This window comes from Streptomyces sp. NPDC005791 (assembly GCF_042871485.1).
Taxonomy (GTDB): Bacteria; Actinomycetota; Actinomycetes; order Streptomycetales; family Streptomycetaceae; genus Streptomyces.
The window spans coordinates 147,683-165,433 of sequence record NZ_JBIAIP010000017.1 but is presented as its reverse complement, the minus strand read 5'-3'; the positions used below and the strand labels follow the sequence as shown (position 1 = coordinate 165,433).

6 protein-coding genes and 1 pseudogene are annotated in these 17,751 nt (G+C 70.9%); 3 read left to right on the top strand and 4 right to left on the bottom strand.

Translation table 11 applies throughout. The annotated features are described in order from the left end of the window. Positions 1-988: 988 nt before the first annotated feature. The 4 genes and pseudogenes from ACFYSH_RS28900 to ACFYSH_RS28885 all read right to left on the bottom strand — a co-directional run bounded on the left by ACFYSH_RS28900 (position 989) and on the right by ACFYSH_RS28885 (position 13,769). Positions 989-2,398 carry an MFS transporter gene (locus ACFYSH_RS28900; RefSeq protein ID WP_359468703.1) on the bottom strand — a complete coding sequence of 470 codons (1,410 nt, stop codon included), beginning with the start codon at positions 2,396-2,398 and terminating at the stop codon, positions 989-991. 62 nt (positions 2,399-2,460) lie between these two features. Continuing rightward, positions 2,461-3,267: an enoyl-CoA-hydratase DpgD gene (gene dpgD, locus ACFYSH_RS28895; RefSeq protein ID WP_359468706.1), complete on the bottom strand. Its 807-nt coding sequence runs from the start codon at positions 3,265-3,267 to the stop codon at positions 2,461-2,463. A gap of 148 nt (positions 3,268-3,415) precedes the next feature. Further along, positions 3,416-7,297: pseudogene (locus ACFYSH_RS28890) on the bottom strand (type I polyketide synthase); the annotation flags it as partial. 13 nt (positions 7,298-7,310) lie between these two features. Further along, positions 7,311-13,769 (bottom strand): beta-ketoacyl synthase N-terminal-like domain-containing protein, encoded by a 6,459-nt coding sequence (locus ACFYSH_RS28885; RefSeq protein WP_359468709.1) that lies wholly within the window; start codon positions 13,767-13,769, stop codon positions 7,311-7,313. A 269-nt stretch (positions 13,770-14,038) separates the two neighbouring features. Here ACFYSH_RS28885 and ACFYSH_RS28880 point away from each other — a divergent pair, with 269 nt between their 5' ends. The 3 genes from ACFYSH_RS28880 (at position 14,039) to ACFYSH_RS28870 (ending at position 17,726) form a co-directional block, all read left to right on the top strand. Further along, entirely contained in the window at positions 14,039-15,316 is a 1,278-nt protein-coding gene (locus tag ACFYSH_RS28880) for an NAD(P)/FAD-dependent oxidoreductase (protein WP_359468712.1), read from the top strand. 36 nt (positions 15,317-15,352) lie between these two features. Further along, on the top strand, positions 15,353-17,038 hold the full coding sequence (locus ACFYSH_RS28875) for a tryptophan 7-halogenase (protein ID WP_359468715.1): 1,686 nt from the start codon (positions 15,353-15,355) through the stop codon (positions 17,036-17,038). Positions 17,039-17,198: 160 nt separating this feature from the next. Further along, positions 17,199-17,726: a flavin reductase family protein gene (locus ACFYSH_RS28870; protein ID WP_359468718.1), complete on the top strand. Its 528-nt coding sequence runs from the start codon at positions 17,199-17,201 to the stop codon at positions 17,724-17,726. Positions 17,727-17,751 lie beyond the last annotated feature (25 nt).

Sequence of the window (17,751 nt, the reverse complement as noted above, 5' to 3'; positions counted from 1 at the left end):
TTATGTACAACGCGGGGGGGGGCGGGGGGGGGGGGGCGGGTTGGGGGGGGGGGGGCCCCCCCCCCCCCCCCCCCGCCCCCGCCGGGGGGGGGGGGGGCGGCCCGGGGCCCCCCCGGCCCCCCCCCACCGCAACATGCCATCTGACCTGCGAATACTCACCTTCATGGACCTTCACTGATCACTGTTGTTTTTCAGTGCCTTGTGCAACGCATGTGCAAGATGATCTTAAATAGTCGACGATGCGTCAGATCAACCTGAGCAGCCATCAGCCTTCACGCAGAGTTGTCACCGAAGCGACCTCGCAACGTCCGATGTCGGTCGCGTCACGTCGACCGCGTGTGGTAGGCATCCGCCTCGGAGCGTTCGCCCACCAGCTCCCCTGGACCAGACCGAGCATCTCCGCGACCAGTCCGACGCCCGAAAGGCCGCGGTGCGGGTGATGGACGACGCGCTCGGCACGGCGTATACAGCCCTGCGCGAAGCAGCCGGCTGCCCTCATGCCGAGTCGGCGCCCGTGTCGCCTCCGTCCGTTCGGCTCCGGACCGCCCGCAGCCGCCGGTCCACGACCGCAGCGCCCTCTCCGGTTCCGCCTCCTCTTGCCGCCCAGGCAGGAGCAGCTCCACAGGCTGGATCGTACGGAGCCGGTGACATGCAGACCACCATCGCGCGGCCTCCGCTGATCGGCTCGCCCTGCTCGGGGTACGGCGGACTTGCCCTCGAAGTGCTGTGGCCCACCTCCAAGTTCTGCGGGGCGTAGGAAAGATCGAGGTTAAGGCTGTGGTACCAGCGTTTCGAGCGGGAGAACACCTTCGTTTCTCTCCTGATGAGGTCCGACGAGGGTTGGAAGGTCGCTGGCCCTCGGCTCGTAAGGTCACCGATGTGGCCTCAACCATCGTTCGCTCCCGGCACGGATTTGCACTACCCAGAAAGTCATGCACGTTTGGGTGCCTCTCGGGGAGAGGGCACCTTGGTCTGCCACAAACCTCGCTCAGACCGCCTGGGGTTCCACCTCGGCTGATCCTGGCGAAGGCTCGCGGAGTGCGGGCGGGCCGACCTTCTTACGCAGCAGCAGCGCTGACGTGCTGGTGACAGCTAAGGGGACGCACAAGACGAAGAGAATCCGCGAGATACTCCAGCCGGCACCAATCATGATGCCGCCGAGCAGGCCGCTGGCGAGCGTCCCGATGCGGCCAACTCCGCTCATCCATCCCATGCCAGTGGCACGCAATGTCGCCGGGTAAGCCAGTGCTCCGACCGCCTGGAGCGAGCCCATGGAACTACCCAGGCACACTCCGAGTATGCAGACTGCGGAGAATATACCGGCACTCCCCACGTCCACGGCCGCGGTGACACAGACGGTGACGGCGCTGAGCGCCGACGCGAGCGCGAGAAGGCGGAAGCGGTCGTATCTCCTGAGGCCGAACGACACCAGGAGCTGTCCGCATAAAGTTCCGCTGCCGAACACCTGAACCATGACGCCTGTGCGCGACGCCGTCAGCCCGGCGCGCGACGCCATGAGCGGCAGGTAGTTGAGGAAGAGGTAGACCACACCTAGGAGGACGAAGTAGCAGAGCCAGATCAGCAGCGTTGTCTTCACGTAGGAGCGGGTCAGCACGATGGCGCTGAGCTTCTGCATCGGTTGCCGCTTGTCCCCCCGGGCGTCGGTCAGGTCGACACGAGAGGTCTCCCTGCCGGGTGCCAGCTGAGTGAGGCTCGCTCGGATCTGCTCGGCCGGTCGTCCGCGTGCGAGAAGTACGCGCACCGATTCCGGGACGTAGACGACGACGAGAGGAACGAGCAGAAGGGGGACGAGACCGCAGAGTGCGAGCACTGGCCGCCAGCCGAATCCCGGAATGACGGCAGATGCGAGAGCGCCCCCCGCCACAGTCCCCGCCGCGATGCCCGAGAAGGCGAGTGCCACCACCGATGCGCGGCGGGCGGCCGGCGTCGAGTCGGCCACGATCGCCATGACGCCTGGAGCCACGGCACCGAGCCCGAGGCATGCCACGACTCGTAGGACCGCGAAGAACTCGACGGCCGTGGCGAGTGCCATCGCCGCCGTAGCCACCCCGAAGACCAGGATTCCGGCTGTCGTCACGCCCTTGCGCCCGTACCGGTCGGCCAGCGGCCCCGCCACCACACCGCCGACCGCCATGCTCAGCACTCCAGCTGTCACCGTGGTGGTCACCGAGCTCATCGCTGTGCCCCAGTCGCGCATGATGTGCGGGTACACGAAACTCGCGATGGTGATGTCGAGGCCCTCGGCGACCATGACCGCCAGGCCTATCAATGCGACGAGCCGCTGCCTCGGTCCCATCGGGCCCGAGTCGATGAACTCCTGCACGGTCACTGGCGGTGAAGGTGCCCGTGCGGGGCCCGGCAGGGATTCGAGAGACATCAAAGAACCTTTCGCTGGTCGGTGAACGGGACGGCGCTTCGGGATCACGTCATTCGGTCCGGTCAGGTTCCGGTCCACTTCGGGGAGCGCTTCTCGACGAACGCGCGGGGGCCTTCCACCGCGTCCCGGCTGAGCATGCGCCGCTCCTCCCACGTGTAGCGAGTGGTAAACGCCCGCTCCAGCGGCATGACGGCAGAGACGGTCGCGGCCTCCTTGACGGCGCGCAGGGACAACGGCGCGCAGCTCAGTACGTCCTCCAGCCAGCCGGCAAGGCACGCGTCCAGCCCGTCACCCGGCACGACCTCGTTGACCAGGCCCAGTTCGTACGCGCGGGACGCGGTCATGCGGCGACCGGTCAGGAGGTGTCCCATCGCGACGCGGAAGGGCGCCTGCCGGGCCAGCCGGAACACCCCTCCGGCACCCGCGACAAGGCCGAGCTTCGCCTCGGTCAGCGCGAACTCGGCGTGCTCCGCGGCGATCACGATGTCGCAGGCCAGAGCCAGCTCGAATCCGCCGCCCAAGGCGTACCCGTTCACCCGAGCGATCAGCGGTTTGAACATCGAGAACCGCTCGGTCAAGCGCGGCCAGCCCGGTTTGTCGCGGCTGCCGAACGTGGAGGTGGTGGCGGTGGACTCGTCAACCCGGCGGACCAGTTCCTTGAGGTCCTGGCCGACAGAGAAGGACCTTTCGCCGGCTCCGGTGAGAACGCCCACCCAGATGTCGTCGTCGGCCTCGAAGTCATTCCAGACGTCCAACAGTTCGGCATGCATCCGCAGGTTCATCGCATTGAGCACCTGCGGACGGTCCAGGGTGATGCACGCGACACGACCACGCTTCTCGTAGCGGACGCATTGCAGAGCGTCGAGCATCAGTCCTCATTCCACGAGTTGAACCCGGGGCCGGCCGGGCGTCGTGCGGATCCAATCCCATCGGTGCGGACCGCGGGAGCCCGGCCTTGGTGCCGTGCCGGCCCCTGGCCGCTCACCCGGTCTTGCCCGGGTGAGCGGGGGCCGTCAGTCAGCACACCCACGACCGCGTCCACCTCTCCACTGCTTCGGCCGTGGTCGTGGCGTGTTCGTCCAGCATCGTGAAGTGATCCCCCGTCACCTCGGCGGCGTCGTGCGGGAGATGCCAGGATCCGATCCGCTCGCCTTCGGCCCCGTACGGTGTGGCGGCGTGCACCAGCAAGGTGCGAGCCGCGATCGATTCGGGCGTCCACTGCCTGAAGAGACGGGCGTACGCCCCCATCGCGGTCAGTCGGTAGTCGTCGACCGTGACGAGCATGCGGTCGTGATCCAGCATGCCGCCGACCATCACCCCGCGCCCGCGCGGGTCGCTCCCGCTCGCCGGGGTGTCGAGAAGAGCAACACCTAGGGGCGCCCGGTCCATCCGTTCCAGGGCGGCCGCCACCTCGTGGGCCACCCAGCCGCCCGAGGAGCGGCCGACCAGCAGCAGCGGGGCGTCCCCCGCCGACTCGAGGATCGTCCTTGCGTGCAGCTCCGCCAGGACCTCCACCGAGCCCGGCAGCGGTTCGCCCGGGAAGAACCCAGGATGGGCCAGCGCCGCCACCCTCCACCCGTCGCTGAACCCGTCCGCGAATCGGGCGTACACGTGCACACCGGCGATCGCGCTGAAGGAGGGCAGACACACGACCGTCGGGCGTTCCCCGCCACGGCCGAACCAGACCGGTACGCGGCAGACGGCCGGATCCACGGGATCGGTGAAGGTCCTCCGCATCCCCGCGGCAGCTTCGGTCAGGGCGACGGCGTCATCGATGCGCCCGGTCCCGGCTGCCTCCCGGAACAACTCGGTGAGCAGGCCGGATCCTTCCCTGACCGGCTGGCCGTGGCCCACGTCCTGACCGGCGGAGAGGTCTTCCAGGCGGCTGTCGATGAAGGCCGCGATCGCGGCCAGGCTCTCGTGCTCCAGGACGAGTGTGGCGGGCAGCCGGAGACCGAGCGTGCGGCTCAGCCGGTTACGCAGCTCGATCGCGGTCAGCGAGTCGAATCCCAGCTCCCGGCGGGTGCGGTCCATGGTGATCGACGCGCCGGTGTGGCCGAGGGCCTCCGCGGCCTCGGCCCGTACAAGCTCCGTCACAGCAGCCAGCCGCTCGGCCCCGGTCAGACCGGCAATGGACCCCTCCGCACCGTTCGCTCCGTCCGCTCCGCCCCTGGCGGCCCCGTCGGCCCGGTGGTCGGGCGGCGGGTCCGCGAGCGCTGAGGCGGGCGTGGACGCAGTCGCGGGAGCGGGTCCGTCCTCGATCCAGTAGTGCCGGTACTGGAAGGGGTACACAGGGAGATTCACCAGAGTGCCGCGCCCGTCCGACAGTCGGCTCCAGTCGACCGTGCCCCCGTCGACGTGCACCTGGGCGAGGGCCACGAGGAACGATTCGGTCTCCGGGCGGTCGGCACGCAACGACGCGGCGAAGACCTGGTCCTCGGCGTCGGGCAAGGCCTTCTGCGCCAGGGCGGTCAGGACCCCGCCCGGCCCCACCTCCAGCCAGCGCACGGCGCCCGCCTCACGGGCCTGTGCCACGGCCTCGGCGAACCGTACCGGGCTGCGCACGTGCTGTACCCAGTACTCGGGGTCCACGACCTCGGCGGGCAGCCCGGCCAGCTCCGGTTCGTGCAGTTCCAGTCCCGCCACGACCTCACGGAACTCCTCCAGCATCGGGTCCATCAACGGCGAGTGAAAGGCGTGGCTGACCTTCAGCCGATGGGTCCGTACGCCTCGTTCGCGCCACGCGTCCGCCAGTTCCCGGACCGCGGTCTGCTCGCCGGACAGTACGACGGACTCGGGTCCGTTGACCGCCGCCAGCGCCACCCGGTCCTTCAGGCCGGCCAGCGCCACCGACGCCTCGGCCTCGGAGACCTCCACCGCCACCATGGCGCCGCCCGGTGGCAGCGCCTCCATCAGGCGGCCCCGCGCCACCACGAGACGGCAGGCGTCCTCCAGGGACATCACGCCCGCCGCATGGGCTGCGGCGACCTCCCCCACCGAGTGGCCCACCACGGCGTCGACCTCGACGTTCAGGCTGCGCAGCAGCCGGTACAGGGACACCTCCACCGCGAACAGGGCCGCCTGCGCGTAGCGGGTCCGGTCGATGAGCCCGTCCTGCGCCCCGCCGAGGACCACGTCCTTCAGGGGCAGCCCGATGGCGTCCGCGATCGCGTCGAACGACTCCGCGAAGACCGGGTGGGTCTCGTACAGTTCCTTTCCCGCGCCAGGGCGTTGACTCCCCTGACCGGAGAACAGCAGCGCGGTGCCGCCCGGCCGCGCGACGCCGCTGATCTCCCGGGTGGTGACACCGCCCCGCAGGAGTACAGCCCGGTGCGGAAAGACCGCGCGCCCGGCGAGCGTGTGGCTCACGTCCTCGGGGTCGGCCGGCGCCTCATCGAGGCGCGCCCGTAGCCGTGTGATCTGTTCCCGCAGCACCTCGGCCCCCCGCCCGGAGAGCGGCCACGGCACCAGCGGCCGTACGGCGTCCGGCGAGCCGAAGGGGCCGGCGGCGGTGGCCTGTTCGGGGGCCTCGGGCGGGGCCTCGAGGATCACATGGGCGTTGGTGCCGCTGATCCCGAACGAGGACACCGCCGCCCGCCGCGGCCGGCCCGTCTCCGGCCATGCGCGCCGGCTCGTCAGCAGCTCGACGTCTCCTTCCGACCAGTCGACGTGCGGCGTCGCCTCGTCCGCGTGCAGGGTCCTGGGCAGGATTCCGTGCCGCATCGCCTCGATCATCTTGATCACTCCGCCGACCCCGGCCGCAGCCTGCGTATGGCCCAGGTTCGACTTCATCGACCCCAGGTACAGGGGGTGGCCCGGGTCGCGGTCCCGGCCGTACGTGGCGAGGAGCGCCTGGGCCTCGATCGGGTCCCCGAGCTTCGTCCCGGTGCCGTGTCCCTCGACGGCGTCGACGTCCCGGGCCTCCAGGCCGGCGTGCGCCAGGGCCTTGTGAATCACCCGCTGCTGGGACGGTCCGTTGGGAGCCGAGAGCCCGTTGGACGCGCCGTCCTGGTTCACCGCCGACCCCCGCAGGACAGCGAGCACCGGGTGGCCCTTGCTCCGGGCGTCCGACAGCCGTTCGACGAGCAGCATGCCCGCGCCCTCGGCCCAGCCCGTGCCGTCGGCCCCGGCACCGTAGGCCCGGCACCGTCCGCTGGGCGACAGGCCCCGCTGTCGGCTGAAGGACAGAAAGGCGCGTGGTGTGGCCATGACCGTCACGCCGCCGACCAGCGCCAGCCCGCACTCCCCGGAGCGCAGCGCGTGCGCCGCCTGGTGCAGGGCGACCAGCGACGACGAGCACGCCGTGTCCAGCGTCACCGCCGGCCCCTCGAAGCCGAACGTGTACGAGATACGGCCCGAGGCCACGCCGCCGGATAGACCGGTGACGAGGTAGGGCTCCAGTGAGTCCGGTACCCGCGCGGTCGCGTAGTCGTGGTGGACGACACCGGTGAACACTCCGGTGTCGCTGCCGTGCAGCGACGCCGGGTCGATGCCGGCGCGTTCCAGCGCCTCCCAGGCAGTCTCCAGGAGCAGCCGCTGCTGCGGGTCCATCGCCTCTGCCTCGCGGGGGGATATCCCGAAGAACTCCGCGTCGAACAGGGCGGCGTCGTGCAGGAAGCCTCCCTCACGGGTGTTGCACGTCCCGGGCCGGTCGGGATCGGGGTCGTAGATGCCCTCGACGTCCCAGCCCCGGTTCGTCGGGAATCCGGAGATGGCGTCCCGCTCCTCCAGGACCAGCCGCCACAGGTCCTCGGGTGAACGCACACCTCCGGGATAGCGGCAGGCCATGCCCACGACGGCGATCGGCTCACGGCTGGCCGACGTGGCTCCGCGCAGCTGCCGACGGGTCTCGTGTAACTCTGCGGTGACCTTCTTGAGGTAGCCGACCAGCTTCTCCTCGGTATCCGTCACGTCACGATCCCTTCAGTTCGTTGTCAATGAGATCGAAGAGCTGGTCGACCGTCGCGGCCTCGAGGGCCCGGTCCCCGAACGAGACCTCCTCCTGGCTCCCGGCGTATGTCGACGGGCCGTCGACGAGCTGGGCGGTCAAGGTACGAAGACGCTCGACGAGCCGGTCGCGCGCGGCGGCATCGGGGCGGTCCCGGCCGACGGATGCTTCGAGCCGGCCCAGTTCGCCGAAGACCGTGCCCTCCGACGCCCGGGCCTGACCGCCGTTCCCGGCGGGATCCGGGGCGGGGATGGCGTTCAGCAGGTGGCGCGCGATGGCCGCCGACGTCGGGTGGTCGAAGGCCAGCGAGGCGGGCAGCTCGAGCCCGGTCCGTGCGCCGACGCGATTGCTCAGGTCCACGACGGAGACGGAGTCAAGCCCGATGTCGGTCATGCTGCGACGGGCCTCGACCTCGTGCGGGCCGTCGAAGCCCGCGACCTCGGCGACCTCTTCTCGTACGAGATCGGTCAGCGTCCGTTCCCTCAGGGCCTCGGGGAGGCGGGCCAGGCCGGCGCGGAGCCGCTCCACGGCCGAGGGCTCGCCCGGCGGGGCCGCAGGCGCCGGTTTCTGCGCGGACACCGCCGGGCCGGCTCCCACGGGCACGGAAGCGAGCCAGTACCGCCGGTGCTCGAAGGGGTAGACGGGCAGGTCGACCGGGTGTCCGGGGCGCCCGGCGAAGAACTCCGGCCAGTCGACTGGAACGCCGTGCTCATGTACCGCACTCACCGCGTCGAGCAGCGAGCGCACCTCGGACCTGCCGCGGCGCAGCCCTCCGCACAGGGCCAGTTCGCTTCCGGCCACGCAGGCCCGCGCCATCGTGGTGAGTTGTGTGTCGGGTCCGAGTTCGAGGAAGGAGGTGACCCCCTCGCCCGGCAGGGCGCGCACGGCGTCCGCGAATCGGACCGTCTCCCGGACGTGGCGGACCCAGTAGTCGGGCGAGCAGAGCTGGGCCGTTTCGGCGAGCTGCCCGGTCACGTCGGAGACCAGGGGGACGAGGGGTGGCCGGTAGACCGCCTTCCGCGCCGCCGCCCTGAACTCCTCCATCATGGGATCCATGAGCGGCGAGTGGAAGGCGTGGCTGACCCGGAGTCCGGTCACCCGGCGCGCCCGCGCGCGGAACACCTCGCCGACGGCCCGCACGGCATCCTCGTCACCGGAAACCACGACCGAGCGCGGGCCGTTCACCGCGGCGACTGCCACAGTTCCGGGGGCGGTCGCGATCGCGGTACGGGCCTCGTCCTCGGTCGCCTCCAAGGCGGCCATGGCGCCGCCGGACGGCAGCGCGGCCATCAGTCGGCCGCGGGCCGCGACGAGCGGGGCCGCGTCTTGGAGGGACAGGACGCCCGCCGCGTGTGCGGCCGTCAGCGCGCCGATCGAGTGCCCCATGACGACGTCGGGGACGATGCCCCAGGACTCGACGAGCCGGAAGAGGGCGCTCTCCAGAGCGAACAGCGCGGCCTGTGTGAAGTCGGTGCGGTCCAGGAGTGCGGCCCGGGGCGTGCCCGCGGGGGCCCACATGACCTCACGCAACGGCTGGTCGAGATGCGGGTCGAGTGCGGCACAGGCCGCGTCGAGCGCGGCGGCGAAGACCGGGTAGGCGGCGTGCAACTCCTGCGCCATCTCCGGGTGCTGGCTTCCCTGACCGGTGAATCCGATGGCCAGCGACGCCTCCCCCGGCCCGGTCGGCTCGACGCCCGTGTCCTTGCCGGAGGCGACAGCCGCCAGCCTGCGCTCCAGCTCTGCGGCACCGTCCACGACGAACGCGGTACGTCGCGGGAACGTGGTACGGGTCGTGGCCAGAGCGGCCGCGAGGTCGGGGACATGGAGCGCCGGGTCCGCCCGGACCACGTCCAGCAGGAGCCCGGCCCGGCGTCGCAGCGCCGGTCCGGTCCGGGCCGACAGCACGACCGGCACGGCGTCGGGGAGTCCGGACGGCGAGGTCGTCGGCGGGGTGTCGGGGGCCTGTTCCAGGATGAGGTGGGCGTTCGTGCCGCTGACGCCGAACGAGGACACGGCGGCACGGCGGGGGCCGGCGGTCTCCGGCCAGGCGGTGTGCTCCTGGAGGAGACGAACCGCACCGGCGGCCCAGTCCACCGCTTCGGTCGGCCGGTCCGCGTGCAGGGTGCGGGGCAGTTCACCGTGCCGGATCGCCTGCACCATCTTGATGACGCCGCCGACACCGGCCGCCGACTGCGTGTGGCCGATGTTGGACTTGAACGAGCCGAGCAGCAAAGGACGTTCCGGGTCACGGTCCTCGCCGTAGGCCGCGAGGAGCGCGTTGGCCTCGATCGGGTCGCCGATCACCGTCCCCGTGCCGTGCGCTTCGACGGCGTCCACGTCGGTGGGGTTCAGGGCGGCATCGGCCAGGGCCCGGCGGATGACCTGCTGCTGGGCCGGGCCGTTGGGCGCGGTCAGGCCGTTGCTGGCGCCGTCCTGGTTGACCGCGCTGCCCCGGAGCACGGCGAGTACGGGGTGGCCGTTGCGGCGCGCGTCGGAGAGCCGTTCCAGGGCGATGACACCGACGCCCTCGGACCAGCCGGTGCCGTCGGCGCCCGCGGCGAAGGCCTTGCACCGGCCGTCGGGCGCGAGGCCGTGCTGCCGGCTGAACTCCACGAAAGTGCCCGGGGTCGCCATCACGGCGACGCCACCGGCCAGGGCGAGGGAGCACTCGCCGCGGCGCAGGGCCTGCGAGGCCAGGTGGATGGCGACGAGCGAGGACGAGCAGGCGGTGTCCACCGTGAGGGCGGGGCCGTTGAGGCCCAGCGTGTAGGCGATCCGCCCGGAGGCGACACTGCCCGCGGTGCCGGTGCCGAGGAGTCGTTCCAGGTCTTCGGGGAGGGCGCCGGGGTTCTTGGCGTAGTCGTGGAACATCAGCCCGATGTACACACCGGTGTCGGTCTGCCGCAGGGTGGTCGGGTCGATGCCGGCGCGTTCGATCGCCTCCCAGCCGACCTCCAGGAGGAGTCGTTGCTGCGGGTCCATGGCGAGGGCCTCGCGCGGGCTGATGCCGAAGAACGCGGCGTCGAAGTCGCCCGGAGCATCGAGGAATCCGCCGGAGCCGGTGGCCGAGGTGCCGGGCTCGGTGCCGTCGCCGCGCAGCAGCCGCTCCAGGTCCCAGCCGCGGTCGCTGGGGAACGCGCCGACCGCGTCGCGGCCTTCGGCGACGAGCCTCCACAGGTCCTCGGGAGATGCGACGCCGCCGGGGTAGCGGCAGCTCATGCCGATGACGACGACCGGGTCGTCATCGGCACGCGGGGGGCGCTGCCCGATGGCGTCGTCCGGCAGACGGCCGAACAGCAGGTGGTCGAGGGCTACGGCCAGCGCGGCCGCGGTCGGATGGTCGAAGGCGATCGTCACGGGCAGGCGCAGGCCGGTCCGCACGGCCAGCCGCTCGCGCAGGGCGACGGCGGTGAGCGAGGTGAGCCCGAGGTGGGTGAAGGCACGGTCCGCCTCGATCCGCGCGGACCCGTCGAGTCCTAGCACCCGCGCCGCCTCGTCCCGTACGAGCTCGGTCAGCGCGCGCCCGCGCGCCCTGAGGGGCAGGGCGCCCAGCCGTTCCCGCAGCCCCTCGTCCGCGGCCGGGGCATCGCCCACGGGAACGTGGAGCATCCGGCGGAGCCGGGCGGCCCCGGCGGACCGCAGCGTCCACGGATCGGTGCGCATCACCAGCGCCGGCCCCAACGCCGTCACCCGCCCGGCGTCGAAGGCGTCGGCCGCCTGCCGTGCGGTGAGTGCCGCGAAGCCCGGGGGTACGGCGTCCGGGGCGTCCCCGTCGGCGGTGACCGGGCCGAAGGCCAGAAAGGTGGCGTGGGGGGCGTCGTGGGTGAGCGCGGCGGCGTAGGCCGCGGCCGCCGCCGCGACCGGGCCGGACGAATGGCTGTGGGAGTGGGCGTCCGGGTGGGGCAGCGTCCCGCAGAGTACGAGAGCCGTGCTCCCGGTGCCCCGGGTCAGGGTGAGCAACTGGTCCCCGGCCGTCGCGTCGGCGGGCGTGGCCACCGGGTGGACGATCGTGTCGAGCGGGCGGTCCGGGCCGAGGGCCGCGAGCAGGGCGGCGGCGCCCTCGGGTGTGTCCGCCGTCTCGGCGCGTACCGTCACGCCGGCGCCGAGACGCGTCAGTTCGGCGGCCAGGGACTCGGCGGCGGCCGGATCGGCACCGGACAGGACGAGGTCGCGGACCCCGTGGTCCACGACGAGATGGGCCGCGAGGACGCGCGCAAGGAGGGTGCCCGCGCCCGTCACCAGGGCGGCTCCGCCGGGTCGCGGCGGGGCCGGGGTGATCCCGGTCGTCGCTCTCGCACGCAGAAGCCGCGGCACGAGGACCTTCCCATCGCGGACGGCGAACTCCGTCTCGCTCGCGGGAGCCTCCAGGATCGTGCGCCAGGCGGTGACGTACGCGTCCTCGGTGTGCTCCCCCCGCCCGGGGTCGACCAGGACCGTCCGCGCGTCGCCCTGTGCCAGGGTCAGGGCGTACGCGGCCGCGGCCACCGGATCCCCCCGGTCCTCGGGACGACAGGCCACGGCTCCCCGGACGAGGACGATGAGCCGGCCACCGGGTGATCCGGCCGTCTCCCGGGCAGGCGGGGCGGCGAGTACATCGGACAGCGAGCGCGCGTCCGGCGCGCCGGACGTGAGCAGGCAGCCGTCGAACGGACCGGCGGCACGCGCCGACGCCGGGTCCTGGTACGTCTCCGCGATGCCGCCTGCCCGGCGCACGGCCTCCGTGAACGCCGGATCGCCGGATCCGATCACGGCCCAGCGCGACGCGGGGGCAGCGTCGCCGGCTTCCGGCGCACCGCCGGAATCGGCCGGCTCCGGCTTCCACGGAACCCACCGTGTGTGCCGCAGGTGGTCGTGGTGGCCGGTGCCGACGCCCCGTAACCGCGCCGGGAGCCGGGACAGCCTACGGCGGCTGACCTTGCCGGAGCCGGTGAGCGGCAGGGCCGAGATCTCGTAGAGCTCTGCCGGGACCTTGAAGTAGCTGAGCCGGTCGCGGCACGCCGCCAGCGCCTCGGCGGGCGACCACCCCCCGGCGGCGGGTAGCACGTAAGCGACGGGGACTTCGCCGAGCTCCTCGTCCGGGCGGCCGGTCACGGCCGCGTCCTCGACGCCCGGGACGCTCCGCAGGACGTTCTCGATCTCGCCGGGCTGGATGTTCTCGCCGGCCCGGATGATGAGCTCCTTGACGCGGCCGGTGACCGTCAGGCGTTCTTCGGCGTCGCACCGGGCCAGGTCTCCGGTGCGGTACCAGCCGTCGCGCAGCGCCGCCGCGGTCTCCTCCGGCCGGCCGTGGTAGCCCAGCAGCAGGCCCGGGCTCCTGACGAGGACCTCGCCCTCGTCGCCGGTCCGTACGTCGAGGCCGGTTCCGGGGTCGACGAGGCGCAGCCGGCTGCCGGGCACCGGGGTCCCGCAGGTGCCGGGCGGGCGTGGGGAGTCGGGGCGGCTGATGGTGATCGCACCGCAGGTCTCGGTCGAGCCGTAGCTGTTCACGAGCGGCGCGCCGAGCACCCGCTCGACGGCCGAGGCGAGCGCCGCGCCGGTCGCCGCACCGGTGACCAGGCAGACCCGCGGCTTCGGGACGGTCCGGCCGTCTTCCCCCAGCTCCTCCAACGCCTCCATCAGGTGGAAGTACATGGACGGGACACCGCACAGCATGGTGAACGGCTCGGCGCGCAACGCCTCCAGCACGTCCCGGGCGCCGAAGCCGGGGAGGATGCGCGCGGTGGCTCCGGTGACGGTCACGCCCAGGACGCAGAGAATGTGCGCGAGGCTGTGGAACAACGGCAGCGGCCACAACAGCCGGTCGTGGGGGCCGAGTCCGAGGACTCCCTGGTAGGAGGACCGGACCGACCACAGGCAGGCCCGCTGGTGGGAGACCACGCCCTTGGCCTCCCCGGTGGTGCCGGAGGTGTAGAGGATCCACGCCGGCTCGTCGAGGCCGAGGTCGTCCCGGGGGGCCTGCGGCGGCTCGCTCCCGGCGAGGTCCTCGAAGGCGAGGGTTCCGGCGCCGGGGGCGCCGCCGTGCGCAAGGACGACGAGCATTCCCTCCCGGGTCGCCCTCATCCGCTCGACCTGCTCCAGGTGGACGCCGTCGGTGATGACGAACCGCGCCCCGCTGTCTTCCAGCTGATGCCTCAGTTCAGCGTCCGACGACTGGGGGTTGACGGGTACGCCGACGGCCGCGGCGCGGGTGACGGCGAGATAGCTCTCGACGGTCGTGACGCTGTTGCCGAGAAGGATCGCGACCCGGTCGCCGCGCTCCACCCCCTGGCCGGCCAGGTGGCCGGCCAGCCGCCCCGTGCGCCCGGCGAGCCGCGCGTAGGTGACCTCACGCTCCTCATCAGCGAACGCGACCTTGTCCGGGCGGTCGAGTGCATGACCACGCAGCACTTCGGAAAGTGGCCGGATGTCTTCGGCTTGCGTCACTCGTACGCTCCTGCCTGCTTGAACTTCCTCGTACCCCTGCCGTGCCCGGCGAGCACACCTGACGTAAAGCTAGAAAACTTGGGGCGGCGAATACAACCCCTATCTATTCCCCTGATCCAGTGCCCGTTCCGGATTTCGGCAGGAGTTGTCCAGAGGCTGTGCAGAAGGCATTCAGCCCACCTCCCCGAACCTGACTGGGTCCAGCCAACGCAGTGCTGCGAATGCCCGCTCAACGGGAAGTGGCACGTTTCGGATCGGGAAGGTCGAGCATGCCGTCCACTCTCACTGGCATACCCACTGAATTCGATGTCGTCATTATCGGCGGTGGGCCGGCCGGTGCCACCACCGGCGGACTTCTCGCCAAGCGCGGACACAAGGTATTGATTCTCGACCGCGAGCGTTTCCCGCGATACCACGTCGGCGAATCACTTATTCCGGTCGTGATGGCACCCATGGAGGAAATGGGGCTGACCAAGCGTTTCGAGGAGCGCGGATTCGAGCGCAAGTACGGCGGAACGTTCGTCTGGGGCAACGAACAGGCCGCCTGGGACTTCTCCTTCGTCGACGGCGGCGACTATCCGTTCGCCTACCACACGCGGCGCGCCGACCTGGACTCGGTGATCCTGGACCGGGCGCGGGAGCTGGGGGCATACGTCATCGAGGACGCCACGGTGAAGGAACCCGTCCAGGAGGACGACCGGGTCACGGGCGTCAGTTTCACCGTGCGCGGCGACAAGAAGCCCTACGTCGTCAAGGCCGCGATGGTGGTGGACGCATCGGGCCAGGGGCGCGTCCTCACGCGCAGGTTCTCGGAGATCCAGTGGCACGACAAGCTCCGCAACGTCGCGGTCTGGACGTACTTCGACAACTGCGAGCGTCTCCCCGGCGACCAGTACTCGAACATCCTCATCGAGGGCATCGAGAACGGCTGGTTCTGGGGGATTCCGCTCGACAAGGGGACGGTCAGCGTCGGCTTCGTGACGCCGAGCACGGTCGCCGGCGAGAGTGACCAGAATCTGGAGCAGCTCTTCCGCGACGAGGTCGAGAAGACCACGAAACTCAAGCACATGCTGCACAACGCACGCCAGTCGGCCGGTTTCCGCAGCGCCAGGGACTGGTCGTACACGAACCAGACCGTATACGGAAAGGGCTGGGCCGCAGTCGGCGACTCGGCCGCCTTCGTCGACCCGCTCATCTCGACCGGCGTCGCTCTTGCGACGACCGCGGGCAGCATCCTGGCCCGGGTCATCGACAAGGTCCTCCTCCACCCGGAGATCGAGGAGGTGGCGCTCAAGCGCTACGCCACCGCCTACCTGAGCTTCTTCAACGAGGTCCGCTCCTTCGTGGAGCGCTTCTACGACAGGTCGCTGAACAAGGACGACTACCACAAGCTGGCGCAGTCGATCATCGACCCGGACGAGAAGAACACACCGGCGAACGACTTCGTCACGCTCCTCGCCGGTCTGCGCGGCAAGCACCTCGCGTTGGACATCACCGTCGACGACCTCGTCCCGGAGACCGCGCCCTCCGCCACCGCCGGGAACTGAGCCGGCCGGCCGAACGTCAACAGGAAGGAAACCCTGGTGCCAGGCAAGAACTCCGCCCCCGCGGCGGCAGAACAGTACGACGTGGCGATTCTCGGCAGTGGTATGGCCGGGGGCATGCTCGGAGCGGTACTCGCCCGCAACGGAGTGAAGACCCTCATCCTGGACGCGGGCACCCACCCGCGCTTCGCAGTGGGCGAGTCGACCATCCCGTACACCTCGGGCATGGCACGGCTCATCGCCAAGCGTTACGACGTGCCCGAGCTGAAGGCCCTGTCGAACTACAAGGGGACCATCGAGGAGATCTCCCCCAACTGCGGCCAGAAGCAGAACTTCGGCTTCGTCTACCACCGCGAGGGCCAACCGCAGAACCCGGAGGAGATCAACCAGCTGGTGGTTCCCCTGGATCTGCGCACCGAGACCCATCTGTTCCGCCAGGACGTCGACGCGCACCTGTTCCACGTCGCGGTCAGGTACGGCGCCGACGCGCGCCTCGCGACCCGGGTCACCGAGATCGACGTCGATCCCGACGAGGGCGCGGTCCTGCGTACGGAGCACGGCGAGGAGTTCCGGGCCTCCTACGTGGTCGACGGCAGCGGCTTCCGCTCGCCGCTCGCAGAGAAGTTCGACCTGCGTGAGGCGCCCACGCGGGCCCGGACCCACTCACGCTGCCTGTTCACGCACATGATCGACGTGAAGCCGTTCGACGAATCGCCCACCGCGCAGAACCACGACCAGCCGAGCCCGTGGCACCACGGCACGCTGCACCACGTCTTCGACGGCGGCTGGCTCTGGGTGATCCCGTTCGACAACCACGACGCGGCCCGCAACCCGCTGTGCAGCGTCGGCCTCACCCTGGACCCGCGGAAGTACCCCAAGGGCGACAAGACCCCTGAGCAGGAGTTCGAAGACTTCCTCAAGCGGTTCCCCGAGATCGCATGGCAGTTCGAGGGGGCCAAGGCGGTCCGCCCGTGGGTCTCCACCGGCCGGCTCCAGTACTCGGCCGGTACGGTCGTCGGGGACCGCTACTGCCTGACCTCCCACGCCGCCGGGTTCATCGACGCGCTGTACTCGCGCGGCCTGGCCAACACCCTGGAGCTGGTCAACGCGATGGGCTGGCGGCTCATCGCCGCCTCCCGCGACGGCGACTGGTCCAAGGAGCGGTTCGCCTACGTGGAGGACCTCCAGCAAGGACTGTTCGACTTCCACGACGACCTGGTCTACAGCTCGTTCGTCGGCTTCGGTCACTACGACCTCTGGAACGCCGTCAACCGGACGTGGATGCTCGGGACGATGAGCGGCAACATGATGGTCGAGGACGCCTACTACCGGTTCAGCGAGACCGGCGACCCCGACGTCTTCCTGGAGAACGAGAGGTCCGGGCACCCGGGTTCCCCGCTCCCGATCAGCGAGACCTTCGTCCGGATGGGCACGCTGACCCGTGAGCTGTGCGAAGCCGTCGAGGCCGGGACCGTGGAGCCGTCCGACGCAGCCGCGCGCATCCACGAGTACATCCAGAAGGAAGTGGACTTCATCGCGCACGCCGACAAGTTCGGCCTGCCCGCAAACCGCTGCTTCAACATGACGCGGGAGCGGATGGACGCCGCGGAGGAATGGTCGCGGACCCAGGCCCCGCCGGAGATCGGCAAGCGCATGGCCAACGCCGCGCGGGGCATGGCGCTCGCCAAGGAGGCGGAGGGCGGGAGCAGTTCCGGGGACTACTGATCCCGACCCGCCGGCCCGCCTGAGCGGGCTACCGGACCCCGCGCCCCTGCAGGACGGCCTCGTCAACGCGGCTCTGCTGCCACGAGGCCGTCCCGCACGCCGGGTTCGTTTCCCGTCCCTTCCCTGTGCGCATCCCCGTGATCGAGGCAAGTGAGGACCCATGTCGCACCAGCGCTACGAAGCCGATCTACGTCGCCTGATGGCCGGATTCCCCACGGGTGTCTCGGTCGTGACCGCACTGGACCCGGACGGTACCCCCTGGGGTATGACGTGCACATCGCTGTGCAGCGTCGCCCTCGACCCACCCACGTTGCTTGTCTGTCTGCGCGCCGGCAGCCCCACCCTCGGCGCGGTTCTGGACAGCAGGTCGCTCTCAGTGAACCTGCTGCACCAGCACTCCCGTTCCACAGCCGAGCTGTTCGGCTCGGGGACTGCGGACCGGTTCGACCGGGTGCCGTGGGCGCCGGCGCAGAACGGCGGCCCGCATCTGCTCGAGGCGGCGCACACGATCGCCGACTGCACGGTCGTCGCCGATCAGGCCGTCGGCGACCACGTGGTGGTCATGGCCCGCGTCAGCGTCGTCACCTCGCTCCGCCGGCCGATGCCCCTGCTGTACGGCATGCGCCGGTACGGGTCCTGGGCGGAGGACACGGAGAACAGCTTCCTGTCGTACGACTTCATCTCCTGACGGCGAAGGCGGAGGAACGGAAGCC

Excerpts from the sequence above, each read along its gene's own strand:
- ACFYSH_RS28870 (WP_359468718.1), top strand. The coding sequence starts at position 17,199 with ATGTCGCACCAGCGCTACGAAGCCGATCTACGTCGCCTGATGGCCGGA.
- ACFYSH_RS28900 (WP_359468703.1), bottom strand. The coding sequence starts at position 2,398 with ATGTCTCTCGAATCCCTGCCGGGCCCCGCACGGGCACCTTCACCGCCA.
- dpgD (WP_359468706.1), bottom strand. The coding sequence starts at position 3,267 with ATGCTCGACGCTCTGCAATGCGTCCGCTACGAGAAGCGTGGTCGTGTC.
- ACFYSH_RS28880 (WP_359468712.1), top strand. The coding sequence starts at position 14,039 with ATGCCGTCCACTCTCACTGGCATACCCACTGAATTCGATGTCGTCATT.